A 25,245-nucleotide genomic window follows, 5' to 3' on the forward strand; every position below is an offset into this window, starting at 1 on the left:
CGCGCGGCGAGTTATTAATAGGCTGCTTCCAGCTCGGTTTCTTCCACAACGGCCTTTTGTTCAACCTTCGGCGGCAACAGCTTGTACATCACCGGCGTCACCAGACGCGACAGCAACGTAGAGCTGATCAGCCCGCCGATCAGTACCAATGCCAGCGGTGAATACAAAGCACTGTACTCGATCACAAGCGGCAGCAATCCACCGATCGCGGTCATAGAAGTGAGCAATATCGGTACGAAACGGATTTCGCCGGCTTCGATAATGGCTTCTTCAATGCTCTTGCCCTGCTCGCGGAGCTGGTTGGTGAAATCGACTACCAGCAGCGAGTTCTTCACTTCAATACCCACCAATGCAATGAAGCCGATCGTGGCTGTGAATGAGAGCGTCTCGCCTGTCAGGAAGAGCATCGCCAGACCACCCACGATTCCCAGCGGGATTACCGACAGTACTATGAGAATGCTTTTGAAGGTTTTGAATTCCAGTATCAACACCCCCAGGAAACCGAAAACGGTAATGAGTATGATCAATCCCAGTCCGCCGAAACTTTCTTCCTGGCTCTCTTTCTCGCCGGCCACTTTGAAATGCTGGCCTTTTTCAAATTTAAACTGGTTGAGCTTCGCCGTAATGGCATCGTTCATTTTCTGCACATTGTAGCCGGGCTTTACGAATGCCGAAACGGTCACGTAGCGGTCTTTGTCGTAATGCCGGATCTGGTTCGGCGAGCTCTCCATTTCAATGGTCGCGATGTTTTTCAACGGAATGCTTGCGCCTGATGCCGAGGTAACATACAGCTTATCAAAAACACTATAATCCTGAATGGCTGCGTTACGCGGCACCGACACGTTGATATTGTAGCTATCCGCCTTACCCACATCTTCGCGGAAAGTGGCCACGTTCAGCCCGGCAGCTCCCAGCCGCACCGTACGATCGATGTCGGCCGAGGAAATGCCCAGCGTTCCGGCTTTCTGTTTATTGATGTTGATGCGTAAGTCGGTCGGTTGTACCAGCAACGGATTGTTGACGTAAATGGTACCTTCGGTTTTGGTTAGCAAGTCGGCGACGCGGAAGGCGGTTTTGCGCAAGTCTTCCAGGTTTTCACCATAGATACGATAGGCCAGCGGCGCTTCGATCAACGGGCCCTGTTCAAAGTCTTTCACTTTGATCTCGGCACCGGGATAGCGTTCCAGCTTTTTGCGCAGCTTTTCGATTACCTCCACTTTTTCTTCAGTTTCAAGTCCCTCTACCTGCACAAAAATCTCGGCAAAGTTTTCGCTCTCATTCCGCTGCACTACATTATAATATACCCGTGGATTCCCCTTGCCGACGTTTGTAGCAAAGGAGGTAATGAGCGGTTCCTGTTTGAGAACGCCTTCCACATAGCGCGCGATCTCGTTCGTCTTTTTGAGGTTGGTACCCTGCGGCGTTTCAATGTCAATCAAAAACATCGGCTTCTCCGACTTCGGAAAAAGGCTGTTGCCAATGAGCGGCACCAATGCCAGTGAACCGGCGAATATCAAACAGGCAATCGCCAATGTCGTTTTAGGCCAATGCAGTGCACGGTCGAGCACGCTCCCGTAGGTCTTGTGAATGCCTTTTTTCATGCCGCGCAACAGCCAGTTACCCTCTTCCGAAGCGTGCGGTTTCAATATTACGCTTGACAGGAACGGTACCACGGTCAGCGACACAAGCATTGAAGCGAATACCGTGGTGATCACCGACATCGGTAAACTGCGGATAAAGTCGCCCGCGCCCTCGGGCAGGAACACGAGCGGGAGGAATGCGAAGATCAGCAAGATCGTACAACCCACCACCGCAAGGCCGATTTGTGACGACGCCTGAATGGCCGCCTGCACCTTGCCGTAACCCATCCGCAAATACCGCTCGATATTTTCCACAACCACAATGCTGTCGTCCACCAGGATACCCAAGGCCACAATCATCCCGACAATGCTGAGCTGGTTGATATTGTACCCGAGCAGGTTCATCATCGTGAGACCGATCGCGAGCGAAAGCGGGATCGAGATCATCACCACCAGCGACGCCCGCGTGCCGAGCGGCAGCAATGTGAGCAATACAAGTAAGATGGCTATCCCAAAATCCCGTGCGAAATGCGACAACCGGGTATCCACACTGCTGGCCTGATCGAACACCTTGATCATTTCTATATTCGGAGGCAATGTCTTTTGAAATTCCGCTACAACCGGCTCCACCTGGTCGCGCACTGAAATGATGTTCTCGCCTTCCTTCTGGCTCACATTCACAAAGCTGCACCGGAAGCCGTTCAAACGGGTAATGTGCGTTTCGTCTTCGTAGCCCATTTTCACATCAGCTACGTCTTTGAGATACACGATCTTTCCATCCGAACGCGACACCACGGTATTGGCCACCTCGTCGAGCGTGCGGTAACTGCCGCTCGTTTTGATATTGAGCTTTTTGGTAGCCATGCTGATGCTCCCGCCGGGAATGTTCACGCCCTCGCTCTGCAATGCGCCCACGATCTGGTCCTGGGTCAGCCGCTGTTGCGCGATCTTCTGCAAGTTCAGGCTCACTTTCACCTGTGGTTCGGGAATGCCCGAGTATTCTACCTTTTTAAGTGTTTTGATCTTTTCGAGGCGCTCTTTGAAATCCTTCGAATACTTCTTCAACTGCGTGTAAGTTGCGTTCTCGCTGATGAGTGCATATTGATAAATGCTTACATCGGACGGGATCTGTTTGTTGATGCGGATATCGGCAATGTCGGCCGGAAGTTGCGAGCGGAGTGCATTGATCTCCCTAACCACTTCCTGGTATTTATCGTCCGGATCGGAACTGTATTTGTATATCACCTGCATCACAGCCAAACCATCGCGGATGTCGGTGATCACGTGCTTCATATCATCGAGTTCGTTGATCTTCTTTTCCATCGGGTCCACCACCAGTTGCTCCATATCTTTCGGGTTAGCACCGGGGTATACTACCACCACTGTAAATTGCGGCGGGTGAATGTCGGGGTCCTCGCTTCGGGGCATGGTGAAGAGCGAGTAAAGCCCCAGCGCCAGCACCCCCAGGAATATCACCAGGGTAAACTGGTAATTTTTGACAGCAAATTCAGGTAATTTCATGGTCTTTGCGGTGAAACAGGTTACTGAACTACTTTAATCGCCGATCCTTCGGCCAGATAGGCCGATCCCTCGCGGATCACCCGCGCACCTGCATCAATACCCGCGAGGATAAATGCCTTGTCTCCATCCAGGAATGCGATCTTCACGCGCTTCTTCTGCGCCCTGTTGCCTTCGGCCACGAACACGAATGCGCTGTCGTTTTCCCCTTCGATCAATGCGTCGACGGGAACGGAAACCATACTGGTCTTTTCTTTCGGGTAAATATGTACCTTGGCAAAAAGGCCGCTGGCGAGCTTGGCAGCAGGTTTATCAAGTGTGATTTCTGCCTGGTAAAGCCCCGAGACCGGGTCGCTCACCTGCGCGAGGGTTTTTATATGGCCCGTAAATGTCTGGGAGTATGCATCGAAATTAATCTCCGCTTTCTCGCCGCCTTTCAGCCTGGCCCAATCTTTATCCGTAAGGCCGCATTTCACGACCCAGTCGCTGCTGCTGGTGCTGCTGATATGCAGAATGGGCGTGCCACCTTGCACCTGTTCGCCGGCATTCTGCAATTTCTGCATCACTACGCCGTCGGCAGTGGAGAAGATTCTGGTTTGAGACAAATTGAATTTGACAATATCGAGCTGCTTTTCCGCGAGTACCAATGCCGTTTGGGTATTTTCCAGCTGTTCTTTCGTCGCCACGCTGTCGCGGTACAGGTTCTGCACACGGCGGGCATCGCGTTGCGCTTTCAGGAAGTTTTCTTCGGCCTGGCCCATTTGCGCGGCTATTTCAGTGGTGTTAAGCGTTGCCAAAAGCTGCCCTTTGCGTACCTTATCGCCTTCTTTTACCAGAATATCCTTGATAATACCGCCGATCTTGAACGATAAACGCGCTTCATTTTCAGAGCCCAGTAATCCGGATGTTTCTACGGCCTGCGCCTGGGTCAATGCGGCTGAACTAATGACTTTTACCGGAATCGTGTCGTCGGTCTGCTCCGGTTTCTTTTCCTCCTTGCATGCGGCGGTCAGTAGCGCCGTTGCGAGCACGTAGGCGTATATGATGGGATGTGTTGTAGCTTTCATGTCAAATTCAGTTTGAGAATAAGTAGCTCGCCCGGGCCCGTTCCAGCTCTGCCGCACGGGTTTGGACATTCAAATAGGAAATACTTTGTTGAAGCTGGTCGTTGATCAGCCGGTTCTGGGCATCGAGCAATTCAATGTACAGCAACTGACCTTCCCGGTAGAGTTTCTGCTGATCCTGGTAATATTGTTGTGATAATGCGGTCTGACTTTTGGCAGCCCGGTAAGTAAGCACTGCCGACTGAAAAGTATTAGCTGCTGTTTTGTTTTGAAGTTGAAGTTGTTGCTCTACCTGGCTGATCTGCTCACCGGTAGCTTTTTGTTCCAATTCAGCCTGTTTCACTTTGTATTGCGTGCGGTTGTTGGCAAAAACCCGCCAGTCGAGCGTCACGCCAAAGAGGTAATAGCGGGTATCCCGGTTGAAATTCACAAAGTCACCCTGCGAACCAAGGTCTATGAACGTAGAGAGCTTCGGCAATGCCCCCGCGCGCGCCAGCTGGCCGGATAATGCGTTGATTTTCGAAAGCGATTCCAACTTCGCTAGTTCCTCTCTCCTACCCGCCACGGCCGTATCCGCGAGAACCTCCGATTCGCTCGGCCTACCTATTTCCAGGCTGGTTTCCAACGGATTATTCAGCAGAAAATTGAAATAAGCTTTCGCATTAATGGATTGATTCCGCGCGTCCACCAGCCTTGCTTCCAGGCCTACCACTTCATTTTCCGAGCGGGTTACGACCGTGCGGATTGCCTTATCGTTTTTAACCAATGCCTGATTGAACCGCAAATTCTCTTTTGCCAGCGAAACCGCACTTTCCAGGATGCGCACAGCCTCATCGGCCTGCTGGCAAGCGTAGTAGGCCAACTTAATCTCCTTCACCAACTCTCTCTTGTAAACGTCGACCTCCGCCTGCTGCAAATGAATCTGCTCCTTGCGGATCTTCGTATTGTAGGTAATCTCCGCATTGTAAAGCGGAAGAGAGGTGCGGAATTTGGCGTCGTAATAATTCCGCGGATTGAACGTCTGGCTCACGTTTTCCACTTTGGGAAATGCCGACGAGTTGGTGAGTTCATTGAGTGAATTATATACCGGGTTCAGCAAATCACCGATGGGAATGCTGATCTTCCTTCCTCCGCGTGAATCGAGGTAAGAAGTACTGAAATTGACCTCGGGGTAAAAAAACGTCCTTGCTTCCCTCAGCGCGAACAGGTTCCGTTCGAGAATAAAGCGCTGCTGTTTGAGCCCCTGATTATTACGCAGGCCGTGATCTATATACCCTTGCAAATGCGCGTCCTGCCCTCGAACGGGTGCGAAAAGGCTCAGCAAAGGCACAAGAAGGTACTGCCAATGCCGCGGCATGGGTTTCAATAATCGCATCATTTTAAGTAATGTTTAGTTTATAAACAGTGTTTAGTGAATGGCAAAATTTTTTACTTTTTCAGATTGGCTAAAAATAAATCGAATGAGTTATACAGTATTTCCCGTGTAGCGTCGTCCGGCATCATCAGGATGCACATGCGTTCTCTGACGTAGAGTGAAACCAACCCGTGCACAAACGACCACACCTGGATCGCCGTCACATACAAATCGCCCTGCCTGATCCTATTTTCTTCCAGACAAGCCGAAAGCGTCGTCAACAAATAACCGAACGCACATTCACCGGATTTCCACTTTTCCTCATTCTTGATCTGCTCCATCGGCGCGCGCATGATGAACATCAGATCATAGTAATCAGGGTTCTCCAAACCGAATTCAATGTACGTTTTGCCCAAAGCGGCCAGTCTTTCGAATGGGTCGGCAATCACATCGTTCTGGCGCAGGTGCTTTTCTAGAATCTCAAACGCGTTTTCATGAATCACAAAGAAAATTTCGTCTTTATCCTTGAAATACAGGTAGATAGTAGCGGGACTATATTCAATATCATCGGCAATGCTGCGAATCGACGTCTTATCGTAGCCTTGCTTCAAAAACAGCTGAGTCGCCGACTCAATGATCAGGTTCCTCATTTCCTGCTTTTCCCGCTCTTTTCTTTCCTTAATCGCCATGCTTTTGTAATTACAATGTGAATATAATAAACACTGTTTAGTAAATGCAAGTTGTTTATCAAAATAAGGGAGGAATGGCGGAATTCTACCCATGAGCGGGAGAAGAATATGCGGGCAAAGTTATTTACGCTTGAAACGGTCGTCGGTAAGGGCTTCGAGAAAGGCTACGATGTCGTCGACCTCGTTATCGGAAAGATTCAGCGAGCTGCCGAGCGAGAGGTCGCGATTAATGGGACTGCGTACAAATTTGTCGGGTGTATTGTAGTACTGTACTACCTCCCGCAAAGTTTTAAACATGGCATTGTGCATGTACGGCGCTGTAACGGCCACGTTCCGCAGGCCGGGCACTTTAAAAAGGCCGATATGCGAGCTGTCTCCGGTCACTTTAAAACGGCCGGGATCATTCAGCTCTTTGCCATTGAACAACCCGATGCTCTTGAATCGGTCGGCGGTGAAATCCTCGCCGGAATGACAGGTGGCGCAGTTGGCTTTGCCTATAAACAGCATCCTGCCCCGAACGGCAGCCGCCGACATCGCATTGACATCCCCGTCCAGGTAGCGATCATAAGGCGTATCGGTGGTTTCCAGCGTTCGTTCAAATGCCGCAATGGCGCTGAGCAGGTTTTTAGCATTAACCTCGGTTTTGAATATCTTTTGAAATGCGGCGCTGTAAAAATCATCCTTTTTCAGGCGTTCCACAGCTTGGTCCACCGGCAAGTCCATTTCATCGCGCGTTGCGAGCGGCCCGAGTGCCTGCTCTTCGAGCGAACCGGCACGGCCATCCCAAAAGAAATCGATCCGGCCCGAAAGGTTCGTTAACGCCGGACTGTTGCGCGTCAGTCGCGTACCTTTATCGCCAATGCTGAAAGCCGCGGTATCCGCGAACGCAAACTGTGGGATATGGCACGAAGCACAGCTGATCGCCCGCCCTCGCGAGAGGATCGGGTCGGAAAACAGCTTTTCCCCCAGTTCCTCCTTTGTATTCAACTCCACTGATGCCTCGTTGGTTTGCAACGACACGAATGCCAGCGAGCCGCCGCAAAGCACGGCTGCCAGCCATTTTGTAATACCCATTTGAAAACTTGGATTTAAATCAATGTACTTCAAAGGACTCCTTGAAAGGCACGCAGAGGCCGTCTTCGTTGGAACACAAAAGTCCTTTGATCGTCCCGGAAACTTTGCCGCCTGCGCTGGTCACCCTGATCGTCTGCCGGAACTCAGCTTTGTCAGTGAAGTAGGTATAAGCCTTGTCCCAGGTCGGGTCCACGGCTTTGAGTGGCTTCACTGCCTGTATCTCGCCTACGAGCTGGTAGGCGTTGCTGGCGTTGAACGCAAATTCCGTAGGGAGCGGGCCGACATCACCCTTGAAATCGGACGAGTAGAGCTTCCAGTTTTTGTCAATATCCGCCGAAAATACCACTTCTACCTGCTCACCGGGTTTGGCCCCTGTTTTCGAGAGGCTCACTTTCCATCGGGAAATGTCTTTCAGATCCTGGCTAAAAACGCTGCTTGCTGAGCACAGCATCAGTATTAGAATTCTGTAAATCATAGGAATATCATTTTGAAAAAGCAATATCAAACAACTGCAAAGCACACGACACCTTGCCGGGCCGGCCTTGCAGTTGTCTCAAATCACCACGTACCTAGTTTGTTGAACTCACGATTTAGTCCAAGTATTTTCGTGTTGTATAGGAGTACGATCGTTGCGCCATCATGTGACGATGCGCAAGTCCGTAGCATTGTTGTTACATACCTGACGGCATTTCACCAAACGGTCGATATTCGATTGGCTGCCAATATTACATCGCTAACGCGATCCGACGTCTTACAGACCAGCGCCGTCAGGCACGTAACATGGGTAGAAAATGGTGGTCCAATCCGTTTCTGCAATCCCGTAGGGGTGTAACAACAACGACTGTCACAATACCGAAAATCCTATTTCGAGCTTTTGGTCGTACCAACCTCCGCAGAACTAACACCCGAAGGCACCGGCTCAGAGATGAGCTCATTCAAATCCTTATTCCATTTCGCCACGTAATCCTCAAAGTATTTGCCAGTAATCTCGCCGGTATAGCCGGTGTGGATCTGGCGCACTTCGCCTTTACGGTCGATCAGGATCGTAGTCGGGAAAGCCATCATACGGTTGAGCGCAGGCAGCTTGTCGGAAGCTACTTTCTTATCCGCGATACCGCCGAAAAGAATATCATATTCAATGCCATATTTCTTTTTCAGTGTGCCAAGCGTGTATTTGGCATATTCGAGATCGTCCTTCTGCTCGAAACCAATGGCAATCGCTTCTACCCCACGATCCTTGTTGGCACGGTACCACGGCGCGAGGAACGACGTTTGGTCGGTACAGTTAGGGCACCAGGTGCCGATGATCTCCACGATCACCACCTTGCCTTTATACTTGTCATCGCTGAGGGAAACCTGCTTGCCGTCCAGGTCAGGCAATGTAAAATCGAGCTTTTTGTAGCCCTCTTTCAAATAAGTCAGTTTATAAGGATCCGGAAGCTCGGCCTTATCGTTCTTGCTGCCTTCGAATTTGGTATTGTCATAAATCCCCGAGCTGATCACACCGGTAATACTGCCGTCCTCGTTGACTTTGCCCTTGTACACGCGCGGGTTTGGGCCCGAGAAGTGCGACAGCACAAATTCGTCGCCTTCCACGACGCCTTCCAGCTCCCGGCTATCCCCTACCGTGGACATCACCACGCCGGTCAGTTTGTTGCCTTCCTGTTTCAGGAGCGCCACATTATCAGGCATTTTGGCTTTACTGAAAACCTGTAAATCCCATTTGCCCGAAAGGTTATGCTTCGTAGGCCGCTCTTTGCCTTGTTCTACAAAGCGGTAGTTTTTGCCGTATTCGGCCGAGAATGGCAGCGCATTGCCGCGGAAGCCCGGCACCAGGCTGCGGTACTCGCCGGTGATCTTGCCGTCGGTTTCCACCTTCGCCACAAGCGCGGCGTCGTAGGTATTCATTTTCACAAAAATTGAGTCGGCACCGAGTCTGGTGACTTTGAAATCGTCGCGGCGGGTGCCGTTCAGGAGTGTCAGGATCGGGTGGTCTTTGTCTTTGGCATTGTATTCAAAATTAAACGGAATGTGTGTCTCGCTGATCACAAACTCGCCGCGCCATATGCCTTGCTTGGGCGCTTTGGCATCGGGACCATCGCCTGCAAATGCTGCACTGCCGAACAATGTGGCTCCTGCCAATGCCACGGCTTTCATCTGGTTGTTGATTTTCATACAACTGGAAATTTTTAGGTTTTTGTAAAAGAAAAAGCTGGTAATCGTCCTCCACCACGGGCGTTCCGGTATGAAGGACTCATTTTCAATCCAGGGCATTTTGCAGGACTGGCCCGGATCTTCGGCGGGTCGGTGGTGGTTTGTGACCGGCCGTTGAATCATGCAGCAAATATAAAACAGCGATTTCTAATCATCTATAAATTTCATAGACTAAGTAGAATAAACTCGTTTTTCGTACCACCAAATTCGTGCACGCATACATATAATGCGAGGTCAGCATCTGGTGGCAACGTGCCCGAATTATGTTTTTAAAGTTTTGATAAACAGCGCCGCGTGCCGTTACCTTTGTGCCATCTTACAATTAAGCTGTCCGCCGCCACCTTCTTCGGAACCATAAATTAACAAACCATGTCAAAATCACTTCATTCAAAGCATTGCGTGTTGAAAAGCGCTTGTACGCCTCGTCGTTGTTGTCCGGCAGATGTCTGGCGGAGCTAAATGTTCTTTTTTAAAATTGTTTTAGTCTATAAAATCTATATATTAAATGTAATATATCCCGATCCGACGGTGTGCAGGATGGCGACCGACGGGACTGCAGGCTCTCCGACGGAAAGCCATTGCTGCCATCGCCGGATCGGCGATCACATATAATACTTATGAAACATTTATTACTTTTTATATTTTTAATATCTACTCCCCTGCTGGCCCAGCAACGCACGCTCACGGGTCAGGTGAGAGCAGAAGACGGCGCCCCGCTCCCTGGCGTAAACGTGGCCGTTAAAAACACCCGCCAGGGGGCTATTACCGATACCGACGGTCGTTTTACGTTATCGCTGGTAAAAGGTGAAACACTAATTTTCTCCTTCATCGGCTTTACGGCCAGGGAATTGCCCATCACCAATTCCAACGAGTATAATGTGACACTCATCGCGAGCACCCACACCCTCGGCGAGGTGCAGGTGGTAGGCTCACGAAATGCCAACCGCACGAAGATCGATTCGCCGGTGCCGGTGGATATTATAGACTTGAAACCTTTGCAGGAATCGGCTCCGCAGGTTAGTATAACGCAGCTTTTACAATATGTTTCCCCGTCTTTCCACTCGGTGAACGGTACCAACGCGGGCGATGCAGGCTCCGCACTGAACCTTTCGCAGCTGCGTGGATTGGGCGTGGACCAGTTGCTGGTGCTCGTCAACGGCAAACGGCGCCATAAAAGCTCCAATATCAACTGGGGAGGGCTGGGTAACGGGGCTACGGGTTACGACCTGAATGCCATCCCGACCGCAGCCATCGAGCGCGTCGAAATCCTGCGTGACGGCGCGGCGGCACAGTACGGCTCCGATGCCATCGCAGGCGTGATCAATATCGTGCTCAACAAGAGCGTCGACCAGCTTACTTTGAGCTCCACTGCCAGTTCGCGCCGCCGTGGCGATGGCGTAACCACCCGTACCAATGCCAACTACGGCTTCGCATTGGGCAAAAGCGGCGGTTACCTCAATACTACCGCCGAGTTTGCCACACAAGCGATTTCCATCCTGCCCGGCAAGGACGATGCCGGCCTTTACCTCGGTCCGATTTACGGCGGCGGCGCCAACACCCGCAATTACGATGCGATCTATACGAAGGAGATCGACGAGGCCATTCTGGCATCGCGCGGCATAGATCGTCATCATTTCGACCGTCGCGGGGGCGGCTCCAACAGGGCCAAGGACGCGTTGCTTTTCTTCAACGCTGCCGTTCCGATCCGCCCGAATGCGGAACTTTACGCATTCGGGGGAATCAGCCACCGCAATTCGCAGTTTACCGCCGTATACCGGCTACCTGGCTGGGCCGAACGCAACAACTCGTTCCTCTATCCCGACGGCTTCCTGCCGGCGATGGAGAACATCATTACCGACAAGTCATTCGCGGTGGGCATTAAAGGCAAGGTCCGCGACTGGGACGTCGATATTTCCAATGTATATGGCAAAAACGACTTCGGGAATGTGATTACCAACTCGCTCAATGCGAGTCTGGGCCTGAAAACGCCGACTACTTTCGATGCGGGCAGCTACAATGCGAGCCAGAATACCGGCAGCATCGACATCAGCCGCTATTTTCCTAAGGCACTGAAAGGTATTAATCTCGCATTCGGGGCGCAGTATCGCGTGGAAACTTACCAGATTATCGCGGGCGAGGAAGCCTCCTATTCCAAAGCCGACCTACGGACGGTTTACGGCCTCGATACGACGGCAACGGGTATTGTTTATCAAACCAAAGAAGGCAGCATCGGCCTGAACGAATTGTCGCCCGGTTCCCAGATCCACGCAGGATTCCGCCCTGAAAACGAGGTAAATGTGAACCGTTCTGTACTCGCAGGTTATGCCGATATCGAGGCTAACATCACCAGCAAGTGGCTCCTCTCCGGCGCCGTACGGCTCGAAAGTTTTTCCCGGCTACAAAATGTAACGACTTATAAAGTCGCAACCCGTTACAGCATTACCGACTGGCTGGGCATCCGCGCGTCACACAACACCGGCTTCCGCGCCCCCGACCTGGCCCAGTATTACTACACCGAAACGTCCACCAGTTTCCAGCAGGGCCGTGCCATCGACCAGGTAACCGCCTCCAACCAGAGCGCCGCAACCCGCGCCCTGGGCATCCCAACGCTCACACCCGAAAAATCGAAAGGCTATACCGTCGGTTTCACCTCCCAGCCATTCCGCAACTTCGAGCTCACGGCCGACGCCTATCTCGTGGATGTGAACAACCGCGTGGGTAATACCGGCAATTTCTCGGCCACAGATGTCAACCTGCCGAGCGAAGTACGTACTTTGTTTGTGCAGACAGGCACTACCCAGGCCAAGTTCTTTTACAACTCCTTCAGTACCCGCACGAAGGGGCTCGAAGTCACCGGAAGCTACCGCACGCCTTTCCGCAGCGGTACCTTAAGCCTGCTTTTGGGGGCCAATTTTGTCAAAAATGAAGTAACCAAGGTGAATACGCCGAAAGGACTGGAAGCGTATCGTTACATCATCTTCAACGACGGGGAAAAGGCACGCGTCACCTCGCAGATTCCCGGCCAGAAGATCACGTTACAAGGTATTTTCAAGAAAAACCGCCTGACTTACCTTGCACGCGCCGTCTATTTCGGCCCGGTGACCAACGCCTCTGCATTGAATGCGACTTTCCCTAAACCCGATTATTTCTATCAAAAACTGAAACCGATCTGGGTCGCGGACGTGTCGGTATCCTACGCCCTTTCCACGTCCATTCAGGCCACATTGGGGATCAACAACCTCTTCAACGAACTGGGCGACTATTCCGACCCGAAATTGAGCGCATTGAACAATCCATCGGTGATCGGCATTCAGAACGGCAGTGCCGGTATCCAACCCTTCATCCGTATTACCGCAAAACTTTAATACTATGAAAACACTCCAGCGACTGGCCCGCCCGGCTTTTCAGTTCCTCGGCATTATGCCGGCCATATTCCTCATCTCGGGTTGCAAAGATACCAGCTATCTCGACATCGACGCTGCCGACCGCCCGCCGCTCAGCGCTTATATCAGTTTCGTAAACGCACGCCCGATCGATACCGGCTTGTATTTCTGGACTTTCACCGACAAAGTAACGCCCACGCCCGTAGCCATTAACAAAGCCTCGGAGTACTTGCCCACCGTGTTCGGCAATGTGCAGATCAACTTCACAGAAGGCACCAATACCAGCTACAAAGCATCTTACCAGTTCGGCAACTCGGCGACATTCACAGCAACCGGCCGCCCCAACGGGCCTATCGCGACTTTCTACCACACGGTAATAGCCACCCGGACCGCCAACAACAAAGCCGATTCGCTGATTCTCTTTTACGACGATCTCAAAGCGCCGGCCTCCGGCAAGGCCAAGCTGAGGTTCATCAATCTTTCACCTGGTGCCGGCACCTTGAATGTAGTGCAAAACGGAAAAACGCTCTTCAACCAGGTCGCCTACGGTCGCGCCGCCAACTCTGCATTATCAGGAGAAGCATTAAGCGCCTGGTCGCTCGGCCCTTTTGAAACCGTCGACGCCGGTACGCTTAACGTCGATTACCTCGATGCTGCCACCGCCGCAAAAGTAGGAACCGGCAGCCTGCAACTGGAAGCAGGAAAAATATATACGGTCTTCACCCAAGGCCTCCCCAACGCCAAGCCATCCTTCGGCACCAGCGTTATCGAACATCCTGTAAAGTAAATGGTGATTGGACAAGGTAAAAGCCGCACTGCCGATGGCGGTGCGGCTTTTTGTGTTGATTACAAAAACTAATCAAATGTTTGCTATTTACAAACATTTGATTAGTTTTAATACAGATTTAGAAAGTCAGCCAGACGATAATCGGCACACACTATAATGGAAGCCCTCATTCGGAGAATCAAAGAAATCGCCGCTGAAAATGAACTAGGATTTACAATTAGGCTCCCTAATTGTGAGTTTGTTACGTCAGGTTATGTCGTCGCCATGCTGGACACACAAAACTCTTTTGGGGACGAGGGATTAAGGAGGGTGATTGAAATGGCATCGGATACTACCGGAATTATGGGAGGCTGGAACGACGACGGGCTGTTTTACTGGGATGCTGTCTACATTATTCATAATCGCGAACGGGCGATTGAATTAGGCAAAGCCAATGAGCAGATTGCGATATATCACATTGAAAATGACGACGTGATACTCATTTAATCTATTTAAGCTGTTCACTCGTATTATACTATTAGAACTTCGATTATGGAAACTATTATTAAAAACATACATCTAATCAAGGATCTGACTACCGCCGAAAATATCAGGAAGCTTGAAATAGGCGCTTTGCAACACCGAAAGTTCGCCAGAATTACTTTTAAAGTATTGTCCGTTCGTGAAGGGACGCTTGAAATACAGACCATTCAAACCAAATCCCCCCATGAGAACCATGCCAGCGAGGAAAGGTTGATTCTTCGTACGAAGGAGCTGTTTTTGCACTTCTTTCCGGATTATGAAATTGTGGTAACCGCGATTCCATATCAGGGGAACCCGACCGAAAAAGTCACGCCGGAGTATATTCGCGAAGCAATGAACAGCTACGACATCAAGGTAAAGGACATTGTGGACGAAACCGGTATCGATAAAAGCAACGTAAGCGCCTGGGTAAATGGCACGCGCACGATGTCGCAGCCTGTCAGGGCGATGTTCTATTACTACATTTGGCAGAAGGCGGCGGTAGTTACAGGTAATGCGAAAAGCGCGTAGAAATTGTATTATTCCAAAACCACCACCTTCAATTTCGAAAGTCGCGCAATCTTCTTGAATTCGGATTTATTAAAAGTATACAATTCATCACAATGCCGTTCGGCGATGGCGGTGTGGAGGCAGTCGTTGATATGCTGAAAGCCTAGTTGCTTTCCCAATGCTATAGCCCTTTGCATTTCGGCCATATCGTAACCTACCGGCTGGTATTCCAGAAATTTGGATATTGCCTTTTCTATTTTCTGCGTTGGCTGCCCCAGTCGATACAGCACAAAGATGGCCTCCTGCAACACGAGAAACGATACCAATATCTTCTTGGCATCGAAAGCGCAATCGAATACACTTCTGGCAAGTTTATGCTTTACAATGTCTTGCGGGATGAGTAGATGAATCAACACATCGGTGTCGAAGTATGTCATAGATTCACCTCATTTGCAATATCCGAAATATTGATATTGGGATCGATTTTCGCGTCTTTGAAAAGGTCAATTAACTCCAATGTTGATTGGTACAATTCAGCTCTGGAAACATCCGAAACCTGGATATCTTCCACCACAATCCTGATTTCTTTATCTCCAAAAAGTTTTTTGATCATGTGGAGAAACCCTAGTGTCAAATTTGTAGTTTTTAAGTGAAAAGTGTGTTGCATAGTTTTCTGAAATTGCTTTTCTCAAAAATAACAATTCCATAAAGCCCGTACAACCCCAAACGGGCTCGTTGTCCGTTTGATAACTGAGAAATGATCAGAAGGCTACGCCACAGAAAGCATCCTGCGGCTCAATGCGCTTACACGTATCCCTTTCAGATATTTGGTGCGCTCTTCAATTTCATTTTGATAGCGGAAAGTGTAGCCCGGGCCTACTGCGCGTTTGAACTCGCGGGTGACCTCCCGGATCTGCTTGCGGGAGATGCCGCTGTACTCGAGTTGAAGCAGTTGAGAACGCTCCGGAGTGGACTTCTTGAGTTTCCAGTATTGGGGATGATTCGGCCCGATCGGCTCGCGAAAGTCCGTGTCGTGTTTCTCCCGGATGAGAAATTCGTAATCGATAACAATTTCGTTGCGATTACGCGCTACCTGCCCTTTCACAATGATCTTGGCCTCCCGGCCCACGCTCAGATGAAATGTCTTTTCTAATATCATGATGGTTTCCAGTTAAATAGAAGTTGACGTCTTTCGCCTCCAAAATTCCATTCCAGTAACAGGTCTGCGACATAAGTATTTAGTCTACTTATTTTATAGACAAAGTAAGGTTAAAGTTACGACTCTTCAAAGTGCGGACGGTAAAAATTCATTCCTGACATTAAACAATTGGTTTTGTACATCAAATTTCCCGATCTTCCCGCATTCTTAATTTCCTTACCCCGATCCCTTTAATCCAATGAAACCCCGTTTTGCCACGTGGCAGTACTGTGTGATCGCACTGGCCGCGCTTCTCCTGAACTTCCCCACCCTGGGGCAATCTCCATCTAAAAACAAGCCTAATATCATCGTTTTCCTTGTCGACGACATGGGCTGGCAGGACACCTCAGTGCCGTTCTGGAACAAACCCACCGACTTCAACCGCCGCTACCACACGCCCAACATGGAAAGGCTCGCACGCGAAGGCATGAAGTTCACGAACGCCTACGCAATGCCTGTGTGTACGCCTACACGTGTGAGCCTAATCACCGGTGTGAATGCGGCGCATTCCCGTGTGACGCACTGGACCTCGCCCGACAAGAACAAGAATACCGACTACGCCGACGCAGTACTTCATGCTGTCGATTGGAACATCAATGGTTTCAGCCCGGTTGCCGGCGTCGAACACACCTTTCACGCCACCGCATTGCCCGAAGTATTACGCCGCAATGGCTATTACACGGTTCACAGCGGCAAGGCGCATTTTGGTTCCGAGGGAACGCCCGGCGCCGATCCGCTCAACGCAGGATTTGATATCAATATCGCTGGAAGTTCGATCGGGCATCCTGCGAGCTATTCGGGCCGGGCTAATTACGACAGCCCCGCCAATGGAAAACCCAACCGCAATGCAGTGCCCGGTTTGGAATCCTACCATGGCACGGACACCTTCCTGAGCGATGCGATTACTATCGAAGCCCTCAAGGCGATCGAAAAGCCGGTAACCGACCGGAAGCCCTTCTTCCTCTACCTCGCCCATTATGCGGTACACGTGCCGCTTACCGCCGATTCGCGTTTTCTGGACAAATACCTCCAGGCGGGCCTGGACAGCACCGAAGCCAAATACGCAGCGTTGATCGAAGGTATGGACAAGAGCCTCGGCGATCTGCTCCATTACCTGGACGAAAAGAAGATCTCGGACAATACGGTGGTGCTTTTTATGTCCGACAACGGCGGCCTGAGCACTACACCGGCACGCGGTGGAAAAGCTTGGACGCACAATTTGCCTTTGAAAGCAGGTAAAGGATCTGTTTATGAAGGTGGTATCCGCGAGCCGATGCTCGTGAAGTGGCCGGGAGTTGTCAAAGCAGGTGCCGTGGCCGAGCAGTATGTGATCGTGGAGGATTTCTATCCCACCATCCTCGATATCGCGGGCATCAGCAATGCTAAAACCGTACAAAAAATCGACGGAAAGACATTTTTGCCGATCCTGAAAAACCCTGCATTCAAGGACGAGAAGCGAGGGCTCGTATGGCACCATCCCAATCGGTGGATCGCAGCAGAAGGCCCTAATATCCACTATGCCAGTGCATTCAGGCAGGGCGACTGGAAGCTGATCTATAATTACCGGCGGGCAAAACTGGAACTTTACAACCTGCGCAATGATATCGGTGAAGAGCACGATCTGGCTGCCTCCAATCCGTCGAAAGTGAAAGAGCTGGCTACGCTCCTTACCCGACAGCTCAAAGCCTGGAATGCGCAATGGCCTACTTTCAAAACGACGGGCAAGCCAGTCCCTTTTCCCGACGAAGTAGTGCTTCAATAATAGAAATGGTAGCAAAAACAAAACACCTCCCAGGAAGCCCCGGGAGGTGTTTTCGCTTTACTCAACGTGTACAAATGACTGTACGTCAGACGGTACATCAAATGAACATGAAAATATAGTGCCTGTACCCGCTAATGTCATATAAAATCTGAGCAATCGGTCGGTTATCCTTCACCATCGGTATTTTTCATCTTCATCAGCAGTGAATAGGCATTGCGGATCACCACTTTCGACCCGGCATCTATTCCCGCCCCGTTGATTTGCTGAAACCCGTCCCTGACCGTCCCAGGCTCGATTTCGACCATTTCGAAATTACCCGACCCGCGTTCGATGAATACGAACGACTTGTTCTCCCAACGAACCACCGCATCTTCCGGGACCGTCAATGCTTTCTTGCGCTCCACCGATACCTCGCCATTCATGAACATCCCCGGCACGAGCGACGCGCTATACTGGTCGAAATGGCAATGCACTTCTGCCATTCTGTCATCAGTCAGGCTTTTCCCAATCAGGATAATTTCTGCGGTAAATTTCTTCGCAGGGTCGGCATTGGCGTAAGCGGTCACTTGCTGACCTACCGAAAGCGCATTCAAATCTTTCTCAAACACACTCAGTGCCAGATGAATATCCTTCGGATCAACGAGCTCGAAAAGCATATCGGTAGGCGCAGTGTATTTGCCCACATTCACATTCACCTTTGAAACAAATCCATTGATCGGCGAGAGAATGGGGACGGTTTTGGAAATATTATCCGGGTTGAGCTTTTGGGGTGCTATCCCGATCACCTCCAGTTTTCTGGCCAGCGCATTCATCAGGATTCGTTCGGTTTCCATTTCCGCCTTGGCCTGCTGGAAAACTTTATCGCTGGCTGCCTTGCTTTGATTCAGGTCTTTTTGCCGTGCATATTCGTTTTCGGCTAGCTCGAATCTGGCGCGTGCCGTGAGGTAATCCTGTTGGAGCTGGATAAACTGCATGTCCTCCAATTCCGCGAGTACCTGCCCTTTTCTGACCCGCATTCCGGGGAGCATTTTGGTGGATTTGAGGTAGCCCCCCAGGGGAAAGCTCAAGCTGATAGTACTTTGCGGCGGCACGTCGATTTTGCCTTGCAGTGTCAGCTTTCCGGATATATTTTTCAACACCGGATTGCCCACTTCAATCCCCACATTCTGAATTTGCCGGGGATCGAATGACACTAACCGTATCGCCGGTCCGCCAGCCGCCGCTGCTACGGAATCCGCTGCCGGCACGTCGGCCGGTTGCTGTTCTCCCTTAGGACTGCAAGAAAGGCCGGCCCAAAGCACGGCCGATATTAAGATGTAAGTTTTCATGATGTCTTATTGATTATTCAAATGGAGTAACTGGATCATCGCCTCATTATAGCTGCCCAGCGCATTCACATATTCGCTTTTGATAGCAATGGACTGCCCTGCGAGGATCACCCATTGCAGGTAGTCGATTTCCCCGGCTACAAACTGGCGGTCGGCGACGGTAATGATCGTTTCGGCATTGGGCAGGCCTTGCTGCTCGTAATAACGAAGGTTTTCGGCAAACTTCCGGACTTGCTCCTGCGCATTGCGCCATTCGGAGCGTAACCGGTGAGCTGTGAGCTCGGCGTCGTTTTGTGCGCGCATCCACTCGATGCGGGCGGCCGCGATCTGCGCGGCATGCGCTTTGAAAAAGATAGGGATATTCACTCCCAGGCCGTAGTAACCAAAGCGGTCCTTTCCCGTCAGGTTCACTTCCTGGCCGTTGAGCAGCTGCGTTCCGCGAAGGCTCTGGTTGTTGTAAGCGGCCGAAAATTCAGGAAGCATTCTGGATTTCTCGGTCCGGTAACGAAAGTACGCCGACTGTGTAAGCTGCCTGCCGATCTCGATTTGCGGCAAATCCTGCACTGCCCCGATGCCGGGCATATTCAGCGCGGTAATGCGGGGAGAGGTCCATTGCGGCGTATGTGCCACAGAGTCCTGTAACCAGAAATTGAACCGTTCGAGCACCATACTGAGATCGTTCCGCACGAGATTGAGCTGGTTGGCGATCTGCTGTTTCTGAGCGCTGGCTGCTGTTTTTTCAAGAACGTTTGAAGCGCCACGTTCAAACCGGAGATTGGATTTGTTTTCAAAACCAGTGAAAATGCTATCGGCATAGAGCAGCAGTTTTTCGCGCTCTTTCAATACCGCGTATTCATAAAATACCTGTCGCACGCCCGTCCGAACTTCCTGCTCGCTGAGTCTCGTCCTGGCTTGTGCCGCGAGGTAATCCGCCTGGCGGGCCTTACGCTGGTTGCTGTACACCGAAGGGAACGCGATCGTCTGGCTAATGCCGATGCGCATATCGTTATTCGGGCTGTTGAATCTGCCGTAATCGGCGCTAATACCCGTTTTGGCGATATCAAACGCACTACCTCGCAATTTATCCGCGGCTTGTTCGCCCAACCGACTTCCCTTGATATTCCGGTTGTGCGCCAATGCTTTTTGCACTGCATCATCCAGGCCCACGGGGCTGTTTTGAGCTTGCGCAATATTCGTAAATACCAGCAATAGCCCCATCACAGCGGCGGCACTGCGTGGCTTCATCTCCGGTTTGTTTTTTGAATTAAACAATAAATACAAGGCGGGCAAGACAAACAATGTGAGCAACGTAGCCGTCACCAAACCGCCGATGACCACCGTCGCCAGCGGACGCTGCACTTCGGCACCGGCCCCATTGCTGACCGCCATTGGCAGGAAACCGAGCGATGCCACGGCTGCCGTCATCAGCACCGGGCGTAACCGGTTACGCGTGCCGGTCATGACCAGCTCCCAGGCATCGATAATGTGGCCTTCCTTTTTGATCCGGTTGAATTCCGAAACCAAAACGATTCCGTTCAGCACCGCTACCCCAAACAAGGCGATGAAGCCCACACCCGCCGAGATGCTGAAAGGCATACCACGCATAGCCAGCGCGAACACGCCGCCGATGGCCGATAGCGGAATGGCCGTGTAAATGAGCGCGCCGTCCTTCACCGACGAGAATGTGAAATACAGCATCATGAAAATCAGCAAAAGTGCCACAGGTACCGCAACTCCCAGCCGGGCCTTGGCCTGTTGCAGGTTTTCGAATGCGCCGCCATAGGTGACGGAATAGCCGCTCTCGAACTTGATCTTCTCCTCGACCTTTTGCTGCAACTCCTCGACAATCGACTGCACGTCACGCCCCCGCACATTAAATCCGACAATGATCCGCCGGCGCGTGTCTTCCCGCTGGATCTGGTTCGGGCCCTCGATTTCACGCACTACTGCCACCTGACTGAGTGGTATTTGCAAACCACCGGGCGTCGATACAAGCAGATCTTGCACATCGGCAATGCTTTTACGACCTTCCGAGCCCACGCGCACCACGAGGTCGAACCGCTTTTCACCTTCGTAGATCTGCCCGGCTGCGGCACCCGCGAATGCCGCATTAATGGTTTTGTTGAGGTCGTCGATATTCAAACCATATTTGGCGATCTCCGCGCGATTGAAATCGATCACGATCTGCGGCATACCCGTTACTTCCTCCACGTACCAGTCGGCAGTGCCCTCCACGCGCCGTGCAATCTGGCCCAGCTGCTCCGCATAGGCCGCGAGCTTGTTAAGATCTTCCCCGAATATTTTGCAAACCACATCCTGCTTCGCGCCGGTCATAAGCTCGTTGAAGCGCATTTGTACGGGATATTGAAAACCGGTTGTTACACCCGGAACGACTTCCTGCGCCGTAGCAGCCATTTTGGTGGCCAGGTCCGGGAAAGTTTTCGCATTGGTCCATTCCGATTTATCTTTTAAAACAATGATCATATCCCCGCCTTCGATCGGCATCGGGTCGGTGGGAATTTCGGCGCTGCCGATACGCGATACCACTTTAATCACTTCCGGATAGTCCTTTTTCAACCGGTCGGAAATGCGGTTGATCGCGTCAATAGTGGTGCTGAGGTTAGTCCCCACCAAGAGGCGCGTCTCAGTAGCAAAATCTCCCTCTTCCAGCTGCGGGATAAATTCTCCTCCCATCTGACTGAAAACCAGCACCGCACCGCCGAAGAGCACGAACGCCCCCGCCACCATCGCGCGCTTGTAGCGCAGTGCACGCGCGAGTACCCGCCCATACGCGCGCTCGATCTTGTCCATGACGCGGTCGGACCAGTTGGGCGTATGACTGATTTTCTTGCTGATCAGCAGCGAGCTGATCATAGGTACATAGGTAAGCGACAATATGAACGCACCCAGTATCGCGAATGCGACCGTCTGCGCCATGGGCTTGAACATCTTGCCTTCAATGCCCGACAGTGAAAGAATCGGTAAATACACAATGAGAATGATGATCTGGCCAAACACCGCCGCATTCATCATCCGGCTGGCCGAGCCCGACACTTCGTCGTTCATCTGCCGCTGGTTAAGGCTGCCTATTCCCGCGTATTTAGGGGAAGTATGTACATGATGCAGGATTGCCTCGACGATGATTACCGCGCCATCGACTATCAACCCGAAATCCAGTGCACCGAGGCTCATCAGGTTCCCGCTCACCCCGAACAGATTCATCATGGCCACCGCAAAGAGCATCGACAGCGGGATTACCGACGCCACGATAAAACCGGCCCTCAGATTTCCCAAAAACAACACGAGTACAATTACCACGATCACCGCCCCTTCGAGGAGGTTATGCTCTACGGTGCCAATGGCATTGTTCACCATTTTGGTGCGGTCAAGAAAAGGCTCAATTTCGAGGCCTTCCGGCAAAGTCTTGCTGATCTCCGCAATCCGCGCCTTCACATTCCCGATCACTTCCGAAGAGTTGCCGCCTTTGAGCATCATCACGATACCTCCGGCCACTTCTCCATAACCAGCCATCGTGAGCGCGCCATAGCGTATCGCGGGCGCGAACCGCACCTGCGCCACGTGGCTCACGAGCACGGGCACGCCGGCGCGGTTAGCCACCACAATGTGGTTAATATCCTCGATCGATCCGGCCAGCCCTAGGCTGCGGATGTAAAGCACGGTTGGTCCCTTTTCAATGTAAGCACCGCCGGTGTTCTGGTTGTTGCGGCTAAGCGCCGTGAGGACGTCGGTAATGGTAAGTCCCATCGCTTTCAGCTCCGACGGGTCGACGGCCACTTCATATTGTTTCAGCTCACCGCCAAATGTGGAAACATCCGCAACGCCGGGTGTACCGAGCAATTGCCGGCGGATAAGCCAGTCCTGTGTGGTACGCAGGTCGGCCAGCGAGTATTTCTTTTCATAACCCTTTTTAGGTTTGACAACGTATTGATAAATCTCTCCAAGCCCGGTCGTAACGGGCGCCAGCCCGGGCTTACCGGCAGTTTCGGGCATATCCACCTGCGAAAGGCGCTCGGTAACCTGCTGACGCGCCCAGTAAATGTCGGATTCGTCATCAAAAACGATGGTAACGAGTGAAAGGCCGAAGCGCGACATGCTTCTGCTTTCTTTAAGGCCGGGAATGTTGGCCGTGGCCTGTTCGATCGGGAAGGTAATGAGCCGCTCGACGTCTTCGGTACCGAGCGACGGAGCGGTGGTGATAATCTGCACCTGGTTATTGGTGATGTCGGGAACGGCATCAATGGGCAACCGGGTCAATTCATAGATACCGTAGGCAACCCACAGCAGCATAAATATCCCGATCACCAGCTTGTTCTCCACGGAGAACCGGATGATTCTGTTCAGCATATTAGTCGGAAAATAAATACACGTATGCGCGCATCGCTACCTGAGCAGCATGCACGGACATGACAGGGCGCTGTTGCCCCGGATCTGGTGTATTTATACCCGCGGAGGACGGAAGAGCGAGCCGAGGACGGTGCTGTAATGGATTTGCGGCACAGCAGGGCCATATTCGGCTTTGACAGGCAGGTAAACCCTCTTGAATGTGAAAACGGGAGTATTCGGAACAAAGATGAAGTTGGACGTGTGCGCTTCTACCTTTTTGAATGGCAATTGCATATCCTTGTCGTCATCGTTGTCGTTCAGGTCGTGTCCCAGGTAATGCATGGAGAGGAAATCAGCAAAAGTGATTTCCTGGTTGAGCGACTGGTGCTCTGCGAAATGTTTGAGAAGCAAAGGAATTTTGTACACCTGACAGAACGAAGTCGTGTCCAGGATAACCATAAATAAAATGATATTTCGCAATAGCCTTCTCACCGCGGTAAAAGTAACTCACGGGATCGTTAAAGTCAACCGCTGACCATTTTAAATGGCATTCACGATTCCCAAACCATCATAAAAACAACGTGCCGACCACCGGCCGGCACGCATTGCAACTGAAAAGTACAAATTTCTTCAAAATGAGTCACATTTAATCAGCGGCCGCCGCCGCCCGGTCCTTGCAGAGAGGCCAGTTTGGCTTCATCGTCGGCTATTTTCTTTTTTAACGATTCGATGTTCTTGTTCAGCTTTTCAAGGTTCTGGACTGCCCTGCGTGCGCGCTTGGCGTCGCGGCTGGCCGAACCCGCACTTTTGCTCGCACGCCGCGCATCTTTCTTATCCTGCGGGTTATTGCCCAGCTTCTCGGCCGCTATTTTGTTTTCTTCCGCAGATTTGCGGGCTTTCTCAGCGGTAGTCGCTACATCTTCGGTTTTCTGAGCGACCTGATTTTCCAGTTTGGCCAGTTCAAGCTTTCGATCGTTCAGCCTTTTGCTGACTTCGAGTACTTGCTTCTGGTCTTTCAGCATGTTGATAGAGTCTTTGGACACCACCTGGGCCGATACTGACAATGTGATCAGCAAGAGTCCCAATACTCCTACTATGTCCTTGATTTTCATAATGGTTTTTAATTTAAATAAATGATAGGAACCTATCCCACGCAAAAATTGTGCCTGGGCGCGTGGCTAAATATAATGCTCTTACAGGAATCAAACAATGATTTTCGGGGTTTATGGATACGTTCCCACAGGTTGGGGATCACTCTTATTATTCATCAAATCATCAACAAATTGAAAAATGTGCTACGCTGGCCCATTGTGGGCCTCAGTCTTGGATTAGCTTTCCTGGTCAGTTCCTGTGACGACCTTTTTCAGTACAATCCCAACGAGGAAACGCTGCTTGACCGGGACAGGGACCTTACTGCCAAGAACATTGCAAAAATCAGCCAGCTTCCCGTTTCCGATACCACGCGGTTTATTCTGATGGGTGACAGCCAACGATGGTACGACGAATGTGAAGATTTTGTCCAAAGCGCCAACCGCCAAAAGAACATCTCTTTCGTGCTGCATGCGGGCGACATCTCCGATTTTGGCCTTACCCAGGAATTCAAATGGGTGAACGAGATCATGACCCGCCTCAAATATCCCTATGTGACGGTGATCGGTAACCATGATATTGTCGCCAACGGCTCGGCCACCTACCGCAAAATGTTTGGTCCGCTCAACTATTCCTTCGGTTTCGGGCGCGACAGGTTCATTTTCGTCAATACCAACTCCCGCGAATATGCGTTCGATGGCTCTGTGCCCGATATAGCCTGACTGAAAGCGCAGCTCGCCGACAACCCCGCGCACCAGAACACGATTGTAGTTGGACACGTCCCGCCATTCGACGCCGATTTTGACAAAAACCTTGAAAAGCCCTACACTGAGGCCCTTGCGAACGATCC

20 protein-coding genes are annotated in these 25,245 nt (G+C 51.3%); 7 read left to right on the top strand and 13 right to left on the bottom strand.

Going from position 1 to position 25,245, the window contains the following annotated elements:
* Positions 1-14: 14 nt before the first annotated feature.
* From AC2YIT_RS08895 to AC2YIT_RS08925, 7 genes are all read right to left on the bottom strand, one after another.
* Positions 15-3,101, bottom strand: a complete 3,087-nt coding sequence (locus AC2YIT_RS08895; RefSeq protein WP_487278948.1) for an efflux RND transporter permease subunit — start codon at positions 3,099-3,101, stop codon at positions 15-17.
* Positions 3,102-3,121: 20 nt separating this feature from the next.
* Positions 3,122-4,165: an efflux RND transporter periplasmic adaptor subunit gene (locus AC2YIT_RS08900; RefSeq protein ID WP_430848518.1), complete on the bottom strand. Its 1,044-nt coding sequence runs from the start codon at positions 4,163-4,165 to the stop codon at positions 3,122-3,124.
* A 7-nt stretch (positions 4,166-4,172) separates the two neighbouring features.
* The gene (locus AC2YIT_RS08905; RefSeq protein WP_487278949.1) at positions 4,173-5,540 is read right to left on the bottom strand and encodes a TolC family protein; all 1,368 of its coding nucleotides are present in this window, start codon (positions 5,538-5,540) and stop codon (positions 4,173-4,175) included.
* A gap of 50 nt (positions 5,541-5,590) precedes the next feature.
* On the bottom strand, positions 5,591-6,205 hold the full coding sequence (locus AC2YIT_RS08910) for a TetR/AcrR family transcriptional regulator (RefSeq protein WP_487278950.1): 615 nt from the start codon (positions 6,203-6,205) through the stop codon (positions 5,591-5,593).
* A gap of 120 nt (positions 6,206-6,325) precedes the next feature.
* Positions 6,326-7,279 (bottom strand): cytochrome-c peroxidase, encoded by a 954-nt coding sequence (locus tag AC2YIT_RS08915; protein WP_487278951.1) that lies wholly within the window; start codon positions 7,277-7,279, stop codon positions 6,326-6,328.
* A gap of 19 nt (positions 7,280-7,298) precedes the next feature.
* Positions 7,299-7,754: a protein-disulfide reductase DsbD domain-containing protein gene (locus AC2YIT_RS08920; protein WP_487278952.1), complete on the bottom strand. Its 456-nt coding sequence runs from the start codon at positions 7,752-7,754 to the stop codon at positions 7,299-7,301.
* A 386-nt stretch (positions 7,755-8,140) separates the two neighbouring features.
* A complete protein-coding gene (locus AC2YIT_RS08925) occupies positions 8,141-9,454 on the bottom strand; it encodes a peroxiredoxin family protein (protein WP_487278953.1) in 1,314 nt (437 codons plus the stop codon).
* Between the two features lie 656 nt (positions 9,455-10,110).
* Here AC2YIT_RS08925 and AC2YIT_RS08930 point away from each other — a divergent pair.
* The 4 genes from AC2YIT_RS08930 to AC2YIT_RS08945 all read left to right on the top strand — a co-directional run bounded on the left by AC2YIT_RS08930 (position 10,111) and on the right by AC2YIT_RS08945 (position 14,695).
* Positions 10,111-12,858 carry a TonB-dependent receptor gene (locus AC2YIT_RS08930; RefSeq protein ID WP_487278954.1) on the top strand — a complete coding sequence of 916 codons (2,748 nt, stop codon included), beginning with the start codon at positions 10,111-10,113 and terminating at the stop codon, positions 12,856-12,858.
* 4 nt (positions 12,859-12,862) lie between these two features.
* Positions 12,863-13,663: a DUF4397 domain-containing protein gene (locus AC2YIT_RS08935; protein WP_430848532.1), complete on the top strand. Its 801-nt coding sequence runs from the start codon at positions 12,863-12,865 to the stop codon at positions 13,661-13,663.
* Between the two features lie 156 nt (positions 13,664-13,819).
* The gene (locus AC2YIT_RS08940; protein WP_430848534.1) at positions 13,820-14,149 is read left to right on the top strand and encodes a hypothetical protein; all 330 of its coding nucleotides are present in this window, start codon (positions 13,820-13,822) and stop codon (positions 14,147-14,149) included.
* Between the two features lie 45 nt (positions 14,150-14,194).
* Positions 14,195-14,695 (top strand): hypothetical protein, encoded by a 501-nt coding sequence (locus tag AC2YIT_RS08945; RefSeq protein ID WP_430848536.1) that lies wholly within the window; start codon positions 14,195-14,197, stop codon positions 14,693-14,695.
* Positions 14,696-14,703: 8 nt separating this feature from the next.
* Here the strand turns inward: AC2YIT_RS08945 and AC2YIT_RS08950 are convergent, their stop codons facing one another.
* The 3 genes from AC2YIT_RS08950 to AC2YIT_RS08960 form a co-directional block, all read right to left on the bottom strand.
* Positions 14,704-15,111, bottom strand: coding sequence for a type II toxin-antitoxin system VapC family toxin (locus AC2YIT_RS08950; RefSeq protein ID WP_430848538.1), 408 nt, complete (start codon positions 15,109-15,111; stop codon positions 14,704-14,706).
* A complete protein-coding gene (locus AC2YIT_RS08955; protein ID WP_430848540.1) occupies positions 15,108-15,287 on the bottom strand; it encodes a hypothetical protein in 180 nt (59 codons plus the stop codon). The genes AC2YIT_RS08950 and AC2YIT_RS08955 overlap by 4 nt, the downstream gene beginning before the upstream one ends.
* A 156-nt stretch (positions 15,288-15,443) precedes the next feature.
* Complete coding sequence (locus AC2YIT_RS08960) at positions 15,444-15,833, bottom strand: hypothetical protein (RefSeq protein ID WP_430848542.1); 390 nt, start codon at positions 15,831-15,833, stop codon at positions 15,444-15,446.
* A gap of 238 nt (positions 15,834-16,071) precedes the next feature.
* Here AC2YIT_RS08960 and AC2YIT_RS08965 point away from each other — a divergent pair, with 238 nt between their 5' ends.
* Entirely contained in the window at positions 16,072-17,634 is a 1,563-nt protein-coding gene (locus AC2YIT_RS08965; protein WP_487278955.1) for a sulfatase, read from the top strand.
* Between the two features lie 164 nt (positions 17,635-17,798).
* Here the strand turns inward: AC2YIT_RS08965 and AC2YIT_RS08970 are convergent, their stop codons facing one another.
* The 3 genes from AC2YIT_RS08970 to AC2YIT_RS08980 all read right to left on the bottom strand — a co-directional run bounded on the left by AC2YIT_RS08970 (position 17,799) and on the right by AC2YIT_RS08980 (position 23,765).
* On the bottom strand, positions 17,799-18,962 hold the full coding sequence (locus AC2YIT_RS08970) for an efflux RND transporter periplasmic adaptor subunit (protein ID WP_487278956.1): 1,164 nt from the start codon (positions 18,960-18,962) through the stop codon (positions 17,799-17,801).
* 6 nt (positions 18,963-18,968) lie between these two features.
* The gene (locus AC2YIT_RS08975; protein WP_487278957.1) at positions 18,969-23,327 is read right to left on the bottom strand and encodes a CusA/CzcA family heavy metal efflux RND transporter; all 4,359 of its coding nucleotides are present in this window, start codon (positions 23,325-23,327) and stop codon (positions 18,969-18,971) included.
* A gap of 93 nt (positions 23,328-23,420) precedes the next feature.
* Positions 23,421-23,765 carry a hypothetical protein gene (locus AC2YIT_RS08980; RefSeq protein WP_487278958.1) on the bottom strand — a complete coding sequence of 115 codons (345 nt, stop codon included), beginning with the start codon at positions 23,763-23,765 and terminating at the stop codon, positions 23,421-23,423.
* A 265-nt stretch (positions 23,766-24,030) separates the two neighbouring features.
* On the opposite strand from AC2YIT_RS08980, the gene AC2YIT_RS08985 reads away from it, so the two are divergent.
* The gene (locus AC2YIT_RS08985) at positions 24,031-24,216 is read left to right on the top strand and encodes a hypothetical protein (protein ID WP_487279018.1); all 186 of its coding nucleotides are present in this window, start codon (positions 24,031-24,033) and stop codon (positions 24,214-24,216) included.
* 382 nt (positions 24,217-24,598) lie between these two features.
* Entirely contained in the window at positions 24,599-25,117 is a 519-nt protein-coding gene (locus AC2YIT_RS08990; protein WP_487279019.1) for a metallophosphoesterase family protein, read from the top strand.
* The last annotated feature ends 128 nt before the right edge of the window (positions 25,118-25,245 follow it).

The sequence above is a fragment of the Dyadobacter sp. SRI_021 genome (assembly GCF_057586235.1).